Source organism: Pseudoalteromonas sp. NEC-BIFX-2020_015 (genome assembly GCF_012952265.1).
Classification (GTDB): domain Bacteria; phylum Pseudomonadota; class Gammaproteobacteria; order Enterobacterales; family Alteromonadaceae; genus Pseudoalteromonas; species Pseudoalteromonas neustonica.
In genome coordinates, this window is the sequence record NZ_JABCJL010000011.1 from 70,959 (window position 1) to 89,585 (window position 18,627).

Genomic DNA, 18,627 nt, shown 5'->3' on the forward strand with positions numbered 1-18,627 from the left:
AACATGACATGGAGACCGCACAATGCAAGTAAATGACAACAATACACCTGTAAAAAATGCGCAAAATAAAGTCAACAATATGAATGACTTGGTAATTAGCCAGTACCGAGGATCGCAAACCCCTGATTTGATAGAGAGTACGATAGGTAATTACTTCGACAGCATTGTCGACAATAACCCCGAACATCTTGCAATTGTAGTTCATCACCAAAACATTCGATTAAGTTATAGAGAATATCAACAAAAAATTAATCAATTGGCCATGGGTCTACTATCGATAGGTGTAAAGCCGGGTGATAGAGTTGGGATATGGTCTCCAAATAACTTAGAGTGGTGCTTAACCCAATTTGCGACAGCTAAAATTGGGGCCATTATGGTATGTATTAATCCTGCATATCGTCCAAACGAGTTACAATTTGCGCTTAATACGGTTGAATGCTCAACACTCATCACTGCATCTTGTTTCAAAGCGAGTAATTACCTTGCTATGCTAAATGAATTGCTTCCAGAGCTCGAACATACTGAGCCAGGTATGCTCAATGCAAAAAACCTCCCCTATCTAAAAAACATTATTCGGATTGGTAATGAAGCAGCCCCAGGAATGTTTAGTTTTAACCAAATAATGAATATGCCAACTGATGCGCAAAAATTAGCGCTTGTCACGCTCGCAGCAACTTTAAAACCAGAGCAAGATATCAATATTCAGTTTACATCTGGTACAACAGGCAGTCCAAAAGGTGCAACGCTGTCTCATAAAAACATTTTAAATAATGGTTTTCTAATGGCCAATGCCATGCGTTTAACAGCAGATGACAAGCTATGTATCCCGGTGCCTTTATACCATTGCTTTGGTATGGTGTTAGGTAATCTGGTATGTATTAGTAAAGGCGCTACAGCGGTATTTCCTGCTGAATCATTCGATCCAACAATAACCCTCGAAGTAGTAGAAAAAGAGCGATGTACTGCCTTGCATGGCGTGCCTACAATGTTTATTGCTGAACTTGAACTTAAGGACTTTTCCCGTTTTGATTTATCTAGTTTACGCACCGGAATAATGGCAGGCTCGACTTGCCCAGAGCAAGTGATGCGCAAAGTACAGTCACTCATGCATATGAATGAGGTTGTGATTGGATATGGGCAAACAGAATGTAGCCCGATTAATAATGTAACTGAAATAGACTCGTCAATTGAGAAACAAGTAACGACTGTAGGGCGTGCCTTAGCGCATACAGAAGTAAAAATAATAGATGAAGTCGGAAAACTGCAAAAAATAGGATTACCAGGGGAAATATGTAGTCGCGGAGCAGGAATTATGCGTTGTTATTGGAATGATCAGGAAAAAACAGCTGCAACTATCGATCAAGACGGTTGGCTGCACTCTGGCGATTTAGGTGTTATGGATACGCAAGGGTTTGTCACTATTGTTGGGCGCATTAAAGATATGATTATTCGCGGTGGCGAGAATATTTACCCTCGAGAAATTGAAGAGGTGCTCTATACCTATCCTGATATTCAAGATGCTGCAATATTTGGTATAACAGATGAAAAATATGGTGAAGAAGTGTGTGCGTGGATCCAACCGAAAGAGGATGCTGTACTTGATGAGCAAGCGATTCGTGTGTTTTTAAAAGACAAGCTAGCCTACTTCAAAATGCCACGACATATCCGTTTTGTAGAAAACTACCCTATGACTGTAACAGGTAAACTGCAAAAATTTAAAATGCGAGAACAAATGCAAGCAGAACTCAACGACAAAGCTTTCTCTTAGCTTCACCACGCTAAATACAACAAAGCACAGCCAATCAGCTGTGCTTTTTAAATATTGAATTTGTTATAAATTCAGCATTCTCTTTTTTAAACGTTCTAAATCAATCGCGCTCGAGCGCACCGTTAATTTGATATGGCTGTATTCATATTCTTCTTTAACAACACTCATACTGGATCGAATTTCGCCCACGATACCTTTGGCGGTATACGGTATAACAACCTCTTCTTCAATCATGTCCTCTTGAGCAATATCAATAATGTACTTATGCAGTTTGCTGATATCATCTGGGTTACGCGTAGATGTCATCATCGCATCAGGAAATTCATCCATTAGCGATTGCTGTTGCTCAATACTTAATTGATCTGACTTATTCAGTACCAGTAACTTTTTACTGCCTTCCACTCCAACTTCAGCCAGAACTTTATGCACTACATCAAGCTGTGAGCGAAATGAAGGATCAGATGCATCAACGACATATAACAATAATGACGCATCATGCGCTTCTGCTAATGTTGAATGAAATGAAGCAACTAAATCATGAGGTAATTTTTTAATAAAACCGACCGTATCTGAAACAAGTATACGAGGCTGTGTAATTGGATACAGCGCCCGAACAGTGGTATCTAACGTTGCAAAGAGTTTGTTTTCGCCCTCCACATCACTGCCTGTAATTGCACGCATCATGGATGACTTGCCAGCATTGGTGTAACCAATTAAAGCCACTGAGAATAGCTCAGATCGCTGCGTTCGCCTGTCCATCATTACATCTTGAACATTTACCAATTCGCGCTTTAGTTCTGCTAACTGATCACGTACCTTACGACGATTTAACTCAAGCGTGGTTTCACCAGCACCTTTACCCATTTGTCGTTCTTTATCACCTGTTGATGTTTCACGAAGTCGTGGTGCTACATAATTAAGACGAGCAATTTCCACTTGTAATTTTGCTGTTTTAGTACGCGCATGACGACTAAATATTTCAATAATTATGCCAGTGCGGTCAAATACTTCTACACCTAATTGGTTCTCAACATTACGTAGTTGAGAAGGGGTTAAATCACAGTCAAATACCACTACGTCAGCGCACGCAAAATCAAGTTCATCTGATGGAATTTCTGACGATATTTCAGTTAAAGGAACTTCATCGAGTAAATCATCTGCTAGTTCGTCTTCAACCATTCCTTTATTACCGGTGAGGTGTGCTATTTCTGCTAGTTTACCTGAGCCAAGTACATTAACTTTTTGCGTAGAACTTTGCTTTTGTGATTGTGTGCCCACTACTTTAAATCCTAAAGTAGTCACCAAACGAGCAAGTTCTGCAAGTGATTCAGTTGCTTCGTCACCTTTAAACTGCGGTGTACTAATAGAAATGAGTAACGCATTAGGAAGTGATGGTTTTGCAGTTAGTTGCATAATTTTTTGTGTTAATGCACCCAATAAGTGCAAACCTATTTTTCATTCGAAAGTAGCTTGATCCTACGCTGTTATAGCCTCGCTTTATAGGGTTATAGTTCATTAATGACGTTAATATTTAAAACTAGCGCGTGTTGACCTTTGTGGATTGAAATTTGTTCAATCCACAAAGGTCAACACTGCCTAGGGTAAAGCTATTATCAGTTATTTACGTGTTCAAATGCCCCCACATCTCCTGGAAATACAACAGGTGATTCAATACCCTCCTTATTTACTGTGGCTACACCAAAGTAATAATTGTCGATCACTACATTAGTGAGTGTCGCTTCACTTACATCGCCTACATAACGGCTAAACTGCCACTGAGGTTCACTAGTGTAACGCCAATAGATACGGTAGCCAGTCGTCGTTTTATCCTGATTTTTTTGCCATTTTAAAGTGGTGCTCGCCTGTACAGCTCCAGATATAGTAACTGCTTTTGGTGGCGCTGGTGCCCATGCCATAGATGCCAAACTTACAGCATTTAATGCCGTTAATTTGGCCGTGTAATCAAAATCAACACCCTTTATTGTATCACCATAAACAACACCCTCTTCAGTACGTAAATCTTGATGTTGATGATTATAGTTTTCGTTGGTTTCCATAACTCTCACTGCGGCGTAGCCCATGTCATTAAATGGTCTATGATGCCCACCTCGGCCAAAGCGGTCGAGTCGATACACTAATAGAGTATCTAGGTTAGGGATATAGCGATCGGCTATTGTGTCGATATAACGCGCTAAGTTACGACTTGCAGAATCTACCTCACCTCCAGTAAAGCGGCGTTTATGTGCTTGCTCTTTGGTTTCGATAACCCGCGTGCCTTCTGAGAAAATTCGGGCTGTTGTATTATCTGTTACACCATTAATACCCGTAATATTACCTATCATATCGTTGTTTAGTACACCGTGAATTTGCCACCTTTGTTTGTTTGCATATTCAGCTAAAATTTTACCACCAAACAAACCTTGCTCTTCCCCTGAAAGCGTAGCATAGACAATTGAGCCATTAAACTTATACTGTGATAGAACACGAGCCGACTCAAGGACACCTGCAACTCCCGATGCATTATCATTCGCCCCCGGTGAATCACTAGTAAAATCCATTACATCACTAACCCGTGAATCTATATCACCCGACATCACTACCATACGATTGGGCTCTGACGTGCCGCGTTGTATTGCAATAATATTTACGACCTCAACAGGTGTGGGGATCCGCTTTTCACCTGAGATCGTCTCTTTTACTTCTATAACCTGCAAACAACCACCACATTGCTTTGATATTTTTTCAAACTCAGCTTTGATCCATCGTCGCGCGGCCCCAATACCTCGAGTGCTTGAGCGAGTATCAGATAATGTATGGCGAGTACCAAAATTAACCAAACTCTGAATATCATTTTCAATACGCTTGGCAGAAACAGCATCAGCAATACGGTGTAGTTTTTCCTGATCTTGATAGTTAAGCTGCTCGCTCAATGCTGATGTAGTTATAAATAAGGAGCTCAACGCCAATGTATAATTTAAAATCGTTACTTTGCTAGTCATTCGATTAAACATAATCCGTACTCATTTTTATTGTAATAAATACTACAGTACGTGAGCTAATTCATTGTGCAAATAGTTTTGAGATAAACGACGACTTAAGTCGGGCAATAGTAAAAATTGATTGAGTAATGAAAATGATAAATTAAAGGGGTGGTAAAATACGAAAGTAAGCAGTAAGCAAGCAATCCCCGACATTAAGCCGTATTTGTTAGCTGCATACTTTGTCTCTTCCTGTATTTTTTGCTTTGTACAAATTTGTATCCGCTACTTTTAATAACGTATTAAGTGCCATCCCTGATTGCCTTTGTGCAACTCCAGCACTACTGGTTAATGTGATATTTTTATCTGTTAAATTTAAAGATTTTAAACAAGTGCATAAATTAGCTATAAACTCATGAGCTGCCTCTAAATCAAAATCGGGCATAACGACTATAAACTCTTCACCGCCAAAACGTGCAAATTTACATGCTGTATTCTCTAATTGAGTCTGCAATAAAGTGGTAAACCCTATTAACGCTTGATCACCAATATCATGGCCATGGTTATCATTAACTTGTTTAAAGTGATCGATATCTAAAATGGCGACAGAAAAAAAGCGCTCTTTATCTATGAGCTGCTGAACAATAAAATCGAGTATATAGCGCCGATTACACGCACCCGTTAATGGATCTGTATTTGCACGCTGTTGGCTTTTTACATAAGCGCGGTGCTGATTAAATCCAAAAATAGACATACTCACAATAACTAATAAACCAATAACCAAGTAAGCCGTGTTTAGTTGCCCCTCTTTTGCCAATTTATCTAATGCGATTTGCTGATTTTTTAGTTTTTCTTCTGCTAGCTGTAATTTAATTTCTTGTTGGGTTGATTCAAATTTAGAGCGCGCTTCTTGCTCTAATTTTTGTTGCGTGGTTTCTTTTGCTTCATCACTAAGTTTTATATAAAACCAGAGTGATTTTGACGATTCTTCAAAACGCTCAAGCTGTTCGTAACTCTGCGCTTTGAGTGCTAAAGTTTGTCGCATATAACGGTTATTTAGTGGTCGCTCATAATTCGCTAGTAACTTATCTGACTCATGTAGATACTCAAGCGCTTGCTCTGGCTGCTCTAGTGCTAAAAACACACGCGCAAAATTATTATTCAAAGCAATAATATGAGCAGGGTTAATAATCACTTTATAAACGTAATTTTTAGCAAGATACAACAACTGTAACGCTTGCGTATAATCTTTTTGCTTTAATGCAACACGCGCCTTACCAGCCGGAGCCCAAAATAAATAACGTGGTGCTTTTACACTTGCCGAAAGTGTGATCATTTTTTCATAGCACGCAGACGCCAAATCCAGCTGTTCTGCACGGGAGTAAGTTATGCATAATGTATAAAGGATTGGTAAACCATTGACAATATCCCCGTTATTTGTTGCAAGCTCAGCGGCTATTTCAGCGTACTGTATTCCTTGCTCAAATAGCGACATAGTTGAATAGTATGCTGCGAGACTGTCATAAATATACAACATTGTTGTTGTGGACATTTTTGCAGTTTTTGCTTCAATATAAGCATTTTCAATGATCTCTATTGATTTAGGGTATTCCTCTTGCCATAGTAAAAGTACACCTTCAATAGAGATAGCTCTGACGATCATTTCATAATCATTTGCTTTTGCAAAGGCCTCTTGAGATAGCTTAATTTGCCTAAGCCCTTGTGGTAACTGCCCTTGCTCTAGAGAAAAAATACTGCGATATAAGAGCCAGTAACCATGGATCCAATTATCCGTTTTTGGCAGCTGTTGATATGCGAGTTCAAATGTATCTTTAGAGAGATCGATATCCCCCTGAAAAAGATAAAGGCGAGCAAGCAATGTATTATTATAGGCGTGCTGCGTATCAGGTAAGCTTTTATCATCTTGTGATAAAATTAAACGTTTAATTGCTTCATTAGGGTGTGCCATCGCTGTTTTTTCTACAGACAAAAAATCAATATGCTGGGAACCCATTGCAAATAAAAACGGAGTGAATACTACGCAAACACAAAAAAATGAAAAATGAATTATTCGCATTACTGCTTTTTTCTTAGAATTATTAATAAACAGTTGGCTATTATAACGCCAGTTTAAATTAATGCTAGCGTACCTAATAAGTACAGTTTTATTCATTTACTCTGCTTATTTATCAAAGTAAGGTAGGTGCTAAGCAAGTAATTGATTATGAAGATCAAAATATTAACGTTAATATTTTTACATTAAAAAAGGCCCGCGATAAAAGCGAGCCTTTTTAAAAGAAATTAACTGGTTATTACCAACCCGTTTTTTCTTTCAATGCTTTACCGATATCAGCAAGTGAACGTACAGTTTTTACGCCCGCAGCTTCTAATGCAGCAAATTTCTCATCAGCAGTACCTTTACCGCCTGCGATGATCGCGCCAGCGTGACCCATACGCTTACCTTCTGGTGCAGTAACACCAGCAATGTAAGATACAACAGGTTTAGTTACGTTAGCTTTAATGTACTCTGCAGCTTCTTCTTCTGCAGTACCACCAATTTCACCAATCATTACAATTGCTTCAGTTTGTGGATCTTTTTCGAACATTTCTAAAACGTCGATAAAGTTAGTACCTGGAATTGGATCACCACCAATACCAACACACGTAGACTGACCAAAACCAGCATCAGTAGTTTGTTTAACTGCTTCGTACGTTAAAGTACCAGAGCGAGAAACAATACCTACTTTACCAGGCTTGTGGATGTGACCAGGCATGATACCAATCTTAGTTTCGCCAGGAGTGATAACACCTGGGCAGTTAGGACCGATCATACGAGTACCTGTTTGATCTAGTTTAACTTTAACGTCAACCATATCAAGTGTAGGGATACCTTCAGTGATACAAACAATCAGCTCAATGCCAGCATCGATAGCTTCTAAGATTGCATCTTTACAAAAAGGCGCTGGTACGTAAATAACTGACGCAGTTGCGCCTGTTTCTTGTACTGCATCACGAACTGTGTTGAATACTGGAAGACCAAGGTGCGTTTGACCGCCTTTACCAGGGCTTACACCACCAACCATTTGAGTACCGTACTCAAGTGCTTGCTCAGAATGGAAAGTACCCTGACCACCTGTGAAACCTTGACAGATAACTTTTGTATCTTTATTGATTAATACAGACATTATTTGCCCTCCGCAGCAGCAACTACTTTTTCAGCAGCATCTGTTAGTGATTCAGCAGCGATGATATTAAGGTCAGATTTAGCCAGAACTTCACGACCAAGTTCAGCATTAGTACCTTCTAAACGTACAACTACTGGAACGTTTACGCCCACTTCTTTAACTGCGCCAATGATGCCTTCAGCGATCATGTCACAACGAACGATACCACCAAAGATGTTTACTAAAACAGCTTTAACATTATCATCAGAAAGAATGATTTTGAATGCTTCAGAAACACGCTCTTTAGTCGCGCCGCCACCAACATCTAGGAAGTTAGCCGGTTTGCCACCGTGTAGGTTTACGATGTCCATAGTACCCATCGCAAGGCCCGCACCGTTAACCATACAACCAACGTTACCATCAAGGGCTACGTAGTTAAGCTCAAAGCTTGCTGCATGTGCTTCACGTGCATCTTCTTGAGATGGATCGTGGAACTCACGGATTTTAGGTTGACGGTAAAGTGCATTACCATCGATACCGATTTTTCCGTCAAGACAGTGAAGATTACCTTCGTCTGTGATTACTAACGGGTTGATTTCAAGTAATGCGAAATCAAAATCAGTGAACATTTTACCAAGACCCATGAAGATCTTAACGAACTGTTTCATCTGCACTGGGTTAAGACCCAATTTGAAACCTAATTCGCGGGCTTGATAAGCTTGAGGACCTACTAACGGATCGATCTCAGCTTTGTGGATAAGCTCTGGTGTTTCTTCAGCAACAGTTTCAATTTCAACACCGCCTTCAGTAGACGCCATGAAAACAACTTTGCGAGATGCACGGTCAACAACTGCACCAAGGTACAATTCGTTGGCGATATCAGTACAGCTTTCTACTAAAATCTTAGCAACTGGCTGACCTTTCTCGTCTGTTTGGTAAGTAACTAGGTTTTTACCTAACCAGTTAGCTGCAAACGCTTTTACTTCGTCGATAGTTTTAACTAGCTTTACACCGCCAGCTTTACCACGTCCACCTGCGTGAACCTGAGTTTTAACAACCCACATATCACCGCCGATTTTCTCAGCAGCTGCTGCAGCTTCTTCAGGTGTGTCGCATGCGAAACCCTGAGAAACTGGTAAACCATATTCGGCAAAAAGTTGTTTTGCCTGATACTCATGCAAATTCATGATGCTTTATCCAATTTTTTATACTAAAAGAGCTGACTATTTTTATAAACAGACAGCTATCCCAAATTGCGCACCTAGTATAGATCCCAAGGCTTAACATGAAAACCCCAGTACGACCAAAGGCGCAAAAAAAAAGCTGTGAATGTTCATTCACAGCTCATATTTCATACAACTAGATTAAACATCTAGCAATAAGCGTGTTGGATCTTCAAGTAACTCTTTAATAGTTACTAAGAAACCAACAGATTCTTTACCATCAATGATACGGTGGTCATAAGAAAGTGCTAAATACATCATAGGAAGTATTTCAACTTTACCATTTACAGCCATTGGACGGTCTTGGATTTTATGCATACCCAAAATTGACGACTGTGGCAAATTAATGATAGGTGTAGATAGTAATGAACCAAATACGCCCCCATTAGTAATAGTGAAGTTACCACCTGTCATATCAGCAAGCGTTAACTTACCATCACGACCTTTAAGGGCTAGTTCACGAATACCTTTTTCAATTTCGGCAACCGATAGCTTGTCACAATCTTTAAGTACTGGTGTCACTAAACCACGAGGTGTAGATACTGCAATACTGATATCAAAATAGTTATGATAAACGATATCGTCACCGTCAATCGATGCATTTACATCAGGGAAGCGCTTAAGTGCTTCAGTCACTGCTTTCACATAGAAAGACATAAAACCTAAGCGAATACCGTGGCGCTTTTCAAACACTTCTTGATACTGCTTACGAAGGCTCATGATTGGTTCCATGTTTACTTCGTTAAATGTTGTTAGCATTGCAGTTGAATTTTTAGCTTCAAGAAGGCGTGTTGCGATCGTTTTACGTAAACGCGTCATAGGCACACGTTTTTGTGTACGATCGCCCATAGGTGCAACTGGAGCAGAAACCTCTGCTTTTTTGGCCGCTGGTGCTGGTGCTTTTAAGAAAGTATCAACATCTTCTTTCGTTACACGGCCATTTTTGCCTGTGCCTTTAATTTTAGCAGCGTCTAGGCCTTTTTCAGCAATTAAACGACGTACAGATGGTGTTAACACATCTGAGCTATCGCTTGCTTCTGCAGCTGGTGCAGCATCAGATTTTGCAGCAGGAGCGGCAGCTACACCACCGGCTTGCACTTTACCGATAACTTGTTCACCAAGTACAGTATCGCCTTCTGCATGAATAATCTCACCCATGATGCCATCTTCTTGAGCAACAACTTCAAGAACAACTTTATCTGTTTCGATATCAACCAAGTTTTGATCGCGAGAAACTGCGTCACCTGGTTGAACATGCCAAGTAGCTACTGTCGCGTCTGCGACTGATTCTGGAAGTACAGGTACTTTAATGTCCACTTCTTTACCTTCTGAGGCTGGTGCTGATGGCGCCACTGGCGCATTGTCTTGTTTATCAGAAGCAGGTGCTGCTTCACTCTTCGCGTCTTCGCTAGGCGCTGCTGCATCAGCATCACCAATTAGACCGATTACTTGGTCACCAAGTACGGTAGCACCTTCTTCTTGCGAAATCTCAGTGATCACACCGTCATGCGGTGCAACAACTTCTAAAACCACTTTATCTGTTTCAATGTCTACTAAGTTTTGGTCGCGAGATACTTTGTCGCCAACACTTACATGCCATGTAGCAACGGAAGCATCAGCAACCGACTCAGGAAGAACAGGAACTTTAATTTCTGTGCTCATTGCTTATCCTTTATTTTCAATAGTAAGCGCGTCTGCGACTAGCGCTTGTTGTTCTTTTGTATGCACTGACATATAACCACATGCTGGAGAAGCTGATGCTTTACGGCCAGCATATTTAAGCTTCGCACCTTGTGGGATTGCCTCTACAAAGTGATGTTGTGAACAATACCAAGCACCTTGGTTTTGTGGCTCTTCTTGACACCAAACAAAATCAGATACATGCTGATAACGGGCCATAATGGCTTCCATTTCATCATGTGGGAATGGGTATAACTGTTCAACACGCACAATAGCTACGTTATCAAGTTCAAGTTTACGACGTTCTTGTAGTAGCTCGTAATATACTTTACCGCTACAAAATACAACACGTTCAACTTTAGCCGCGTCAATATCATCGATTTCATCAATCATATTGTGGAATACACCTTCTGACAACTCCTCTAACGTGGACGTTGCAAGTGGGTGACGCAGTAAAGATTTTGGTGTCATTACAATCAATGGACGACGAAGTGGTCTTACTGACTGACGACGCAGCATTGCATATACTTGCGCTGGTGTAGAAGGTACACATACTTGCATATTGTGATCGGCACATAATTGTAAGAAACGCTCTAAACGCGCCGAACTATGTTCTGGACCTTGACCTTCATAACCATGCGGTAACAAAATTGTAAGACCACATAGGCGGCCCCATTTTTGCTCACCAGAGCTTAAGAATTGGTCAAATACAACTTGCGCGCCATTGGCGAAGTCACCAAACTGAGCTTCCCAAATAACTAATGATGTAGGCTCAGCTGTTGCATAACCATACTCAAAGGCAACAACAGCTTCTTCAGAAAGAACTGAATCGAATACTTGGAAAGTGCCTTGATCTTTACTGATGTTTTGCAGTGGTAAATAGGTAGAACCATCTGTTTGGTTATGAACAACCGCATGGCGGTGGAAGAACGTACCACGCCCTGAATCTTGCCCAGTCATGCGAATATCTGTGCCTTCAGATGCAATCGTTGCATAAGCAAGTGTTTCTGCCATACCCCAATCGAGTGGTTTTTCACCTGTTGCCATTAATTTACGATCATCATAAATCTTTTTAACACGTGATTGCGCTTTATGCCCTTCAGGGTAGCTAGCGACAATTGTACCAAGTTCTTTAAGTTTTTCTATTGATACGCTTGCATCGTATTCTACATTCCATTCATGGCCTACATATTTTGCCCAATCAGAAGAATGTGATGTTTCTTTTTGAATCTCTTCAACAACACAGTGACCGTCATCTAAGCTATTACGGTAATCGTCAGCTAATGCTTTAATTTCACTTTCAGTGAATGACCCTTCCGCTGTTAGTTGATCTGCATAGATTAAACGTGGTACTGGGTGTTTTTTAATTTTTTGGTACATGATCGGTTGAGTCGCATTCGGCTCATCCGCTTCATTATGGCCATGGCGGCGATAACAAACTAAGTCGATGACTACATCACGTTTAAATTGATTTCTGAAATCAAGCGCGATTTGAGTTACAAATGCAACGGCTTCAGGATCATCAGAGTTAACGTGGAAAATCGGTGACTGGACCATTTTTGCGATGTCGGTACAGTAATCTGTAGAACGAACATCGTCTTGTTTACTTGTAGTAAATCCAACTTGGTTATTGACTACAATACGAATACTACCGCCACAACTAAACGCATTTGTTTGCGATAAGTTAAAGGTTTCTTGTACAACGCCTTGCCCTGCAATTGCAGAATCACCATGAATGGTAATTGGTAACGCTTTTGAACCGCTCTCACTGTTTAAACGATCTAAACGTGCACGAACTGAACCCATTACAACTGGGTTTACAATTTCAAGGTGAGATGGATTAAAAGCAAGCGCCATATGAACATTGCCACCTTTGGTAGCAAAATCAGACGAATAACCCATATGGTACTTAACATCACCCGAGCTCAGTGTTTCTTTATGTTTACCAGCAAACTCATCGAATAACTCTGATGGGTTTTTACCTAAAACATTAATAAGCACATTTAGACGACCGCGATGAGCCATACCAATAACAGCTTCTTGTTGACCGCTTTCGCCCGCTCGATGAATCAATTCTTTTAGCATCGGTACTAATGCATCACCACCTTCAAGTGAGAAGCGTTTTGCACCAGGGAACTTAGCCCCTAAATACTTTTCCAGACCATCAGCTGCGGTTAACCCTTTTAGGATACGCAACTTTTCATCTTTACTGAAAGTCGGACGCGACTGCACTGATTCCAAACGTTGTTGTAACCAGCGTTTTTCTTCAGTGGATGTGATGTGCATATACTCAGCGCCAACAGAGCCACAATATGTGGTCATCAGAGCTTGATATAACTCACCTAAAGGCATGGTATCGCGGCCAACGGCAAACGATCCCACGTTAAATTCGCGGTCAAAATCAGCTTTAGATAGGTCGTGGTATTCAAGTTCTAAGTCTCGAACGCGTTCACGCTGCCATATCCCTAATGGGTCTAGGTTAGCATTTTGGTGACCGCGGAAACGAAAAGCATTAATTAGCTGGAGTACTTTAACCTGTTTAAGGTCTCCACCATTGCTTTGTGTTACCACTACTTCTCTATGCTTGTTTTTAGCAAGCGCCGCAAATTGTGCACGAACTTCTGAATGCTTAACGTCAACATCCACACCATCTACTTTTGGTAATTGTTCGAACACTTCTCGCCATTCTTCTGGCACAGAAGTCGCATCATCTAAATACGCTTCATAAAGCTCTTCAACATAAGCAACGTTTCCGCCGTTTAAATGTGAAGATTCTAGCCATGCCTTCATCACACCTTCGTGCATTTATAAGCCCTTTTCTTTAGCGCAGAAATTAATTGTTATATAACAAGATGGCTAACTTACATCAGCCACCTTACTTTTTACAATACTTTTAAACCGAACGGTTCAATAGCATTGACTTGATTTGTCCAATTGCCTTAGTAGGATTAAGACCTTTAGGACAAACGCTAACACAGTTCATGATACTGTGACAACGGAATACGCTGAACGCATCGTCTAAGTCAGCTAAACGTTCTTCTGTTGCCGTATCGCGGCTATCAGCCAAGAAACGGTAAGCATGAAGAAGGCCAGCAGGACCTATGAACTTGTCTGGATTCCACCAAAACGAAGGACACGATGTTGAACAACATGCACACAGAATACATTCGTAAAGACCATCTAACTTATCACGTTCTTCGATCGATTGAAGACGTTCACCCGCCGCTGGCGTGTCATTAATTAGATATGGTTTTACTTTTTCGTATTGAGTGTAGAACTGACTCATGTCAATAACAAGGTCACGTACCACAGGTAAGCCTGGTAATGGACGAACTACGATTTTACCTTTGCCATTTTTTTGCAGCGTAGATAAAGGTGTAATACATGCTAGACCATTTTTACCATTCATGTTGACACCGTCAGAACCACACACGCCTTCACGGCATGAACGACGAAATGATAAGGTTGGATCTTGCTCTTTTAATAATAAAAGTGCGTCCAATACCATCATGTCGTGGCCTTCTTCCGTTTGCAAAGTATACTCTTGCATACGTGGGGCGTTATCAACATCTGGATTGTAACGATAAACAGAAAATTGTACTTGTGCCATCGTCTCGCTCCTAGTAGGTACGTGCTTTAGGTGGAAATGCTTCGCGCAGTTTAGGCGCATAGTTTACATCACGCTTGCTCATTTCATCCGTTACCGGATTGAAAACTGAGTGACATAACCAGTTTTCGTCATCACGATCTGGGTAGTCAAAGCGAGAATGCGCACCACGGCTTTCTGTGCGGAAGTTTGCAGCAACTGCTGTTGAGTATGCTGTTTCCATCATGTTATCTAATTCAAGACATTCGATACGTGCAGTATTGAAATCTGATGATTTATCATCAAGACGCGCATGTTGCAAACGTTCACGAATTTCTTTAAGTTCTTGCAGACCCGCAGCCATAGACTCACCTTCACGGAATACCGAGAAGTTAAGTTGCATACATTGTTGTAGGTCTTTCTTGATTTGAACTGGATCTTCACCTTGACCAACAGCTGAGTTTTCCCAACGGTTGAAGCGAGCAAGAGCCGCATCTAAATCTGATTCTGACGCATCTTTTGATACTTCAACATCATTTAAGTATGTGCCAAGGAAGTTACCCGCTGCACGACCAAAAACAACTAAATCAAGTAATGAGTTACCACCTAAGCGGTTTGCACCGTGTACAGATACACAGGCAATTTCACCTACTGCAAATAATCCTTCAACTACTTTTTCGTTGCCTTGGGCGTCGATTTGTAGCGCTTGACCATTTACGTTAGTTGGAACACCACCCATCATATAATGACACGTAGGGATTACTGGAATTGGTTCTTTAGCAGGATCAACGTGTGCAAATGTTTTCGCAAGGTCACAAACACCTGGAAGGCGTAAATTAAGCGTTTCTTCACCAAGGTGATCAAGCTTAAGTTTAATGTGTGGACCCCAAGGACCATCACAACCACGACCCTCACGAATTTCCGTCATCATTGAACGCGCAACTACGTCGCGTGACGCTAAATCTTTTGCGTTCGGTGCATAACGCTCCATGAAGCGCTCGCCATCTTTATTTAAAAGATAACCACCTTCGCCACGACAACCTTCAGTAACAAGTGTACCCGCGCCAGCAATGCCAGTAGGGTGGAATTGCCACATCTCCATGTCTTGCATTGAGATGCCAGCACGTGTTGCCATACCAACACCGTCACCAGTGTTGATGTGTGCATTAGTTGTTGATGCAAAAATACGACCCGCACCACCCGTTGCTAATACAACCGCTTTTGACTTGAAGTAAACAACTTCACCTGTCTCAATATCAATCGCAGTACAACCAACAACATTACCATCGTCGTTTTTAACTAAATCTAATGCATACCACTCTGAGAATACATTGGTTTTATTTTTAACGTTTTGTTGGTAAAGAAGGTGTAGTAGCGCATGACCTGTACGGTCAGCTGCAGCTGCTGTACGTGCGGCTTGCTCACCACCAAAGTTTTTCGATTGACCACCGAAAGGACGTTGGTAAACACGGCCATTTTCAAAACGAGAAAATGGTAAACCCATGTTTTCTAATTCAGTAATGGCTTCAGGTCCTGTTTTACACATATATTCGATAGCGTCTTGATCGCCGATAAAATCGGAACCTTTAACAGTATCGTACATGTGCCATTCCCAGTTATCTTCATGTGAGTTCCCCAACGCAACCGTAATACCACCTTGTGCGGACACAGTGTGCGAACGGGTTGGGAAAACTTTAGAGATAAGTGCACAGGTTTTACCTGATTCAGTGATTGCAAGTGCTGCGCGCATACCCGCACCACCTGCGCCAATCACGACGGCATCAAATTCACGAACAGAATATTTCACTTAAACACCCCATAAAACAATTAGACCAATAGCTACGTACGCCGCGGCCATAAGGTTTAATACAAACCCTAAAGCAGCACGCAACTTTGCGCATTTAACATAGTCTGTTAGTACTTGCCAAAGGCCAATACGGGTGTGAACCATAATGCAAACCAGGGTAATTAGCGTAAACCCTTTCATTGCTAGGTTTGAAAACAGGCCTTGCCATGCTTCGTAAGTGACTTCTGGCGACGCTAAAAAATAGCCAATAATAAAAATCGCATACGCGGTAATTACGAGTGCAGTGGTACGTAAAGATACGAAATCTTGTACGCCATCACGCTTAAGAGTTGCTTGATTTAACACCATATCCACACCCCTGCTAATACGGAAGCCACAACGCCAAGTGCCATAGCAATTTTAGCGCTGAGGTTACCTGATTCAAGTTCTTCCCAATGTCCCATATCCATAATGATATGACGAATACCGCCGATAAGGTGATACGCCAATACAGAAATGGTGCCCCAAGCTATGAATTTGGCAATGAATCCGCTAAACAGACCCTTGACGAATTCAAAACCTTCAGCTGAAGAAAGAGACTCTGACCAAGCCCAAATGACAAACGTTAAAGCAAAAAATAATGCAACACCGGTGACGCGGTGAAATATTGATGCTTTAGCCGTTGCCGGCATAGATATAGTTGTTAGATCTAGATTTACAGGTCTTTGCTTTTTCACAGTTACTTGCCCATCTTGCCCACTTAGGAGCTCATCTACTTGTTTTTCTAAACCCACCAAAAATGAATTTTTCTGATGGAACTATCTAAATAAACTTTATTAACACAAGAAAAGTTCACATTTTTGCAAAAATCACATGTAAAAATAACGTTTACCTACAGACAATACGGTATAAAACCTTCGATAGTATATATAGCCAACGGTCTTTTTACAATTCTTGTTTAATTAGAGATATTTGCGAATTAGCCAATGGTATAATATTTAATCCTCTCAGAATATTTATTATACATTTGTGCATAATGTTTATAAAAATTGACTTTAACCCCCTCTTTCACGTTAAAATGAAAAGAATGTGCTTAAACAAATTCAGAACATAACAATCAGAGTTGTTATCTTAATAGGAGATAAATAGATGGCGGATAAAAAAGCCACAGTCCATATTGATGGTCTAGATCCAATCGAACTTCCAATTTACAAAGGTACTGCAGGTCAAGATGTAATCGATGTACGCACGTTAGGTGCACACGGTCATTTCACATATGATCCAGGTTTCATGTCGACTGGTTCTTGCGAATCTTCAATTACTTATATTGATGGCGGCAAAGGTATCTTGCTTCACCGTGGTTACCCAATTGAGCAATTAGCTGAAGACTCAGATTATGTTGAGTTATGTTACTTACTATTGAACGGTGAGTTACCATCTAAAGAGCAATACACTGAATTTGCAAAAGAAATCACTCATAGCACTATGCTTGATGAAAAAATTGCAAACTTCTTTCAGGGTTTCCGCTTTGATGCTCACCCAATGGCTATGCTGTGTGGTGTTGTGGGTGCGTTGTCATCTTTTTATCATGAAGACCTTGATATTACGGACGCGACACAACGTAAAACAAGTGCTGTAAAACTTATTGCTAAGCTACCTACAATTGCTGCAATGGCTTACAAATATAACGTTGGCCAACCGTTCGTGTACCCACGTAACGACTTAAGCTATGCTGAAAATTTCTTACATATGATGTTCTCTGTCCCTGCTGAAGAATACAATGTAAGTCCTGTTGTTGCTAAAGCAATGGATAAAATCTTCATGCTTCACGCTGATCATGAACAAAACGCTTCAACGTCGACAGTACGTCTAGCTGGCTCATCTGGTGCTAACCCATATGCGTGTATCGCAGCGGGTATTGCATCTCTTTGGGGCCCTGCTCATGGCGGCGCTAACGAAGCATGTTTAAACATGTTAGAAGAAATTGGTTCAGTTGACCGCATCGATGAATACGTCGCTAAAGCGAAAGATAAAGCGGACCCTTTCCGCCTTATGGGCTTTGGACACCGTGTTTACAAAAACTTCGACCCACGCGCAACAGTAATGCGTCAAACGTGTCATGAAGTACTTGCAGAGCTTAATATTCAAGATCCATTGCTTGATATTGCAATGAAACTTGAGCAAATTGCACTTGAAGACCCGTACTTTGTAGAGAAGAAACTTTACCCTAACGTAGATTTCTACTCAGGTATTATCTTAAAAGCAATTGGTATTCCAACAAGTATGTTCACTGTGATCTTCGCAATGGCACGTACAGTTGGTTGGATCACTCACTGGGATGAGATGCTATCTCAGCCTGGTCATAAGATCAGCCGCCCACGTCAGCTATATACGGGTTACACACACCGTGACTACGTATCAACTGATAAGCGTTAATAATTA

General features: G+C 41.0%; 13 protein-coding genes. 2 read left to right on the forward strand and 11 right to left on the reverse strand.

Annotated elements, in window-relative coordinates:
- Positions 1 to 22 precede the first annotated feature (22 nt).
- The gene (locus HH219_RS10265; RefSeq protein ID WP_169327394.1) at positions 23 to 1,768 is read left to right on the forward strand and encodes an AMP-binding protein; all 1,746 of its coding nucleotides are present in this window, start codon (positions 23 to 25) and stop codon (positions 1,766 to 1,768) included.
- Between the two features lie 63 nt (positions 1,769 to 1,831).
- Here HH219_RS10265 and hflX read toward each other — a convergent pair whose 3' ends face one another.
- From hflX to sdhC, 11 genes are all read right to left on the reverse strand, one after another.
- Positions 1,832 to 3,181 carry a GTPase HflX gene (gene hflX / locus HH219_RS10270; RefSeq protein WP_169327395.1) on the reverse strand — a complete coding sequence of 450 codons (1,350 nt, stop codon included), beginning with the start codon at positions 3,179 to 3,181 and terminating at the stop codon, positions 1,832 to 1,834.
- A 200-nt stretch (positions 3,182 to 3,381) separates the two neighbouring features.
- Positions 3,382 to 4,779, reverse strand: coding sequence for a M28 family metallopeptidase (locus HH219_RS10275; RefSeq protein ID WP_249118496.1), 1,398 nt, complete (start codon positions 4,777 to 4,779; stop codon positions 3,382 to 3,384).
- Between the two features lie 196 nt (positions 4,780 to 4,975).
- Positions 4,976 to 6,919, reverse strand: coding sequence for a diguanylate cyclase (locus HH219_RS10280; RefSeq protein WP_054204707.1), 1,944 nt, complete (start codon positions 6,917 to 6,919; stop codon positions 4,976 to 4,978).
- Positions 6,920 to 7,058: 139 nt separating this feature from the next.
- A complete protein-coding gene (sucD, locus tag HH219_RS10285) occupies positions 7,059 to 7,931 on the reverse strand; it encodes a succinate--CoA ligase subunit alpha (protein ID WP_054204708.1) in 873 nt (290 codons plus the stop codon).
- The gene (gene sucC / locus HH219_RS10290) at positions 7,931 to 9,097 is read right to left on the reverse strand and encodes an ADP-forming succinate--CoA ligase subunit beta (RefSeq protein WP_007375754.1); all 1,167 of its coding nucleotides are present in this window, start codon (positions 9,095 to 9,097) and stop codon (positions 7,931 to 7,933) included. The genes sucD and sucC overlap by 1 nt, the downstream gene beginning before the upstream one ends.
- Before the next feature lie 177 nt (positions 9,098 to 9,274).
- Positions 9,275 to 10,795: a 2-oxoglutarate dehydrogenase complex dihydrolipoyllysine-residue succinyltransferase gene (odhB, locus tag HH219_RS10295; protein WP_054204709.1), complete on the reverse strand. Its 1,521-nt coding sequence runs from the start codon at positions 10,793 to 10,795 to the stop codon at positions 9,275 to 9,277.
- A gap of 3 nt (positions 10,796 to 10,798) precedes the next feature.
- Entirely contained in the window at positions 10,799 to 13,618 is a 2,820-nt protein-coding gene (locus HH219_RS10300; RefSeq protein WP_054204710.1) for a 2-oxoglutarate dehydrogenase E1 component, read from the reverse strand.
- A gap of 88 nt (positions 13,619 to 13,706) precedes the next feature.
- Positions 13,707 to 14,423, reverse strand: a complete 717-nt coding sequence (locus HH219_RS10305) for a succinate dehydrogenase iron-sulfur subunit (RefSeq protein WP_058558735.1) — start codon at positions 14,421 to 14,423, stop codon at positions 13,707 to 13,709.
- A gap of 10 nt (positions 14,424 to 14,433) precedes the next feature.
- Complete coding sequence (gene sdhA / locus HH219_RS10310; protein ID WP_054204712.1) at positions 14,434 to 16,206, reverse strand: succinate dehydrogenase flavoprotein subunit; 1,773 nt, start codon at positions 16,204 to 16,206, stop codon at positions 14,434 to 14,436.
- Positions 16,207 to 16,554 carry a succinate dehydrogenase, hydrophobic membrane anchor protein gene (gene sdhD, locus HH219_RS10315; protein ID WP_054204713.1) on the reverse strand — a complete coding sequence of 116 codons (348 nt, stop codon included), beginning with the start codon at positions 16,552 to 16,554 and terminating at the stop codon, positions 16,207 to 16,209.
- Positions 16,545 to 16,922 (reverse strand): succinate dehydrogenase, cytochrome b556 subunit, encoded by a 378-nt coding sequence (gene sdhC, locus HH219_RS10320; RefSeq protein WP_082355599.1) that lies wholly within the window; start codon positions 16,920 to 16,922, stop codon positions 16,545 to 16,547. Before sdhC ends, sdhD begins: the two co-directional genes overlap by 10 nt.
- 412 nt (positions 16,923 to 17,334) lie before the next feature.
- On the opposite strand from sdhC, the gene HH219_RS10325 reads away from it, so the two are divergent.
- Positions 17,335 to 18,621 carry a citrate synthase gene (locus HH219_RS10325; RefSeq protein WP_054204714.1) on the forward strand — a complete coding sequence of 429 codons (1,287 nt, stop codon included), beginning with the start codon at positions 17,335 to 17,337 and terminating at the stop codon, positions 18,619 to 18,621.
- The last annotated feature ends 6 nt before the right edge of the window (positions 18,622 to 18,627 follow it).

What these genes read in the sequence shown, in the direction of transcription:
- HH219_RS10265 (WP_169327394.1), top strand. Translation starts at nt 23, where the DNA reads ATGCAAGTAAATGACAACAATACACCTGTAAAAAATGCGCAAAATAAA.
- hflX (WP_169327395.1), bottom strand. Translation starts at nt 3,181, where the DNA reads ATGCAACTAACTGCAAAACCATCACTTCCTAATGCGTTACTCATTTCT.
- HH219_RS10275 (WP_249118496.1), bottom strand. Translation starts at nt 4,779, where the DNA reads ATGTTTAATCGAATGACTAGCAAAGTAACGATTTTAAATTATACATTG.
- HH219_RS10280 (WP_054204707.1), bottom strand. Translation starts at nt 6,919, where the DNA reads ATGAATAAAACTGTACTTATTAGGTACGCTAGCATTAATTTAAACTGG.
- sucD (WP_054204708.1), bottom strand. Translation starts at nt 7,931, where the DNA reads ATGTCTGTATTAATCAATAAAGATACAAAAGTTATCTGTCAAGGTTTC.
- sucC (WP_007375754.1), bottom strand. Translation starts at nt 9,097, where the DNA reads ATGAATTTGCATGAGTATCAGGCAAAACAACTTTTTGCCGAATATGGT.
- odhB (WP_054204709.1), bottom strand. Translation starts at nt 10,795, where the DNA reads ATGAGCACAGAAATTAAAGTTCCTGTTCTTCCTGAGTCGGTTGCTGAT.
- HH219_RS10300 (WP_054204710.1), bottom strand. Translation starts at nt 13,618, where the DNA reads ATGCACGAAGGTGTGATGAAGGCATGGCTAGAATCTTCACATTTAAAC.
- HH219_RS10305 (WP_058558735.1), bottom strand. Translation starts at nt 14,423, where the DNA reads ATGGCACAAGTACAATTTTCTGTTTATCGTTACAATCCAGATGTTGAT.
- sdhD (WP_054204713.1), bottom strand. Translation starts at nt 16,554, where the DNA reads ATGGTGTTAAATCAAGCAACTCTTAAGCGTGATGGCGTACAAGATTTC.
- HH219_RS10325 (WP_054204714.1), top strand. Translation starts at nt 17,335, where the DNA reads ATGGCGGATAAAAAAGCCACAGTCCATATTGATGGTCTAGATCCAATC.